The sequence below is a fragment of the Gilliamella sp. CG16 genome (assembly GCF_046635785.1).
In the GTDB taxonomy this organism is placed as follows: domain Bacteria; phylum Pseudomonadota; class Gammaproteobacteria; order Enterobacterales; family Orbaceae; genus Gilliamella; species Gilliamella apicola_I.
This window is the reverse complement of record NZ_JBIDFL010000028.1, coordinates 1-1364: the sequence shown is the minus strand read 5'-3', so window position 1 is coordinate 1364 and position 1364 is coordinate 1. Positions and strand designations below refer to the sequence as shown.

1 protein-coding gene is annotated in these 1364 nt (G+C 47.8%); it reads right to left on the bottom strand.

Annotated features, from left to right (window positions below):
- The coding region (locus ACGH47_RS11360; RefSeq protein WP_411623482.1) for a hypothetical protein at positions 1–1364 on the bottom strand (1364 nt) is incomplete at both ends.

The following is a 1364-nucleotide window of genomic DNA, read 5'->3' as shown; positions in this document are numbered from 1 at the left end:
ACCCCATAAACATCCGATGTCGTGTGGTCTATGCGGTTGGTTTTAAATTGTCGCTCGGAATATAATTCCATTTGACTCGTCGCCTTGGTTCGACCACCGAATACCGTTGTAATACCGCGACCCGAACTTGAGTCCACATCATTGAGTACCTTCGTGTATAAGTTGGTGCGGTCATTCACATCCCAGCTGCCCTGAATGCCACCACCGCCTCCCCGGTTCGACACAAATAATTCCGCGCCAATATTAATGCTGTCCGTTATCTGAGAGCTGTATCCCACCGTCGTTCGGTTGTCATTTGACACATCACCCGATTTACCTAACGTCAGCTGCTGAATGATGTAACCTTTGTCCCGTCCGTCAAAAAACGAGCGTTCCAGTTTCGCCGCCACCAGCATCTCATGCGTGCTGTCCTCACCATAATTGTGGTTATTGCGGTGCTCCAGCTCTAATGTGGTTTTATATAAATCGCCCAGCGTAGTGTAATATTGCGCACGGGCTATTCGTTCTACATAGTTACCCTTGTCTTTTTCATTGCTGTAAGAAACTAATACCCCTCGCTTATCCGGCTCAAAGTCATAACGTAACTCGCCACCCCACTCTTCCAAATCACTGCTTCGGGCTTTGGCAAACGATGAAAAGCCTTCCTGCTGCATCGAGTAATACCCTTTAAAACTCAGCGGAACATCCTCATCGGTAAAGTCATCAAAGTTGATGGTTTGCTCTATCTTCCATGCCGCACCACGGGTATCACCTGATAACGTCGTTTGATTAAACGAGACACCACCATTGCTCGACACATAGATATCATTCATCCCCGCCTTGCTTTTCGCATACTCCACATGGGTATGTGTCCCCTGCGTTGGTCGTATTATCAGGTCAACCCCTTTTAATTCATACGTATCGCCGCTTGACTGGTCTTCATTGATATACGTCCCGCCAATTCGAACATGGTCGTTTAACCAGTGATAAGCACGACCACCAAACACTTTTTCGCTGTTAAAGTCAAAACCGTCTGAGTAATATTCATATTCCGCAATAATCCAGACCGGGTTACCCCCTAACAGATTACCGCCTTCAATTATCGAGCTCCCCGTCTCACCCTGTGCCGTCATCGGCAGTGGCTTGGTTAAAAGTACCCGACCCTGAAACTGATTGACTTCATAGTCCACACCTTCCGTCAACGTTCCGGTACTCAGTACCCGACCCGTATTACGGTCACGTACCTCCATCGACAGCTTTAAACTCCCTTCGGTAATACGCTGATGTTTTAAAAAATACAAACTACCACCGGTCGAGGCTAACTCAACATGACTGCCCCGTGTTTCACCGTTCGATAAAAACACCGTCCCGTACGTGCGGGTATC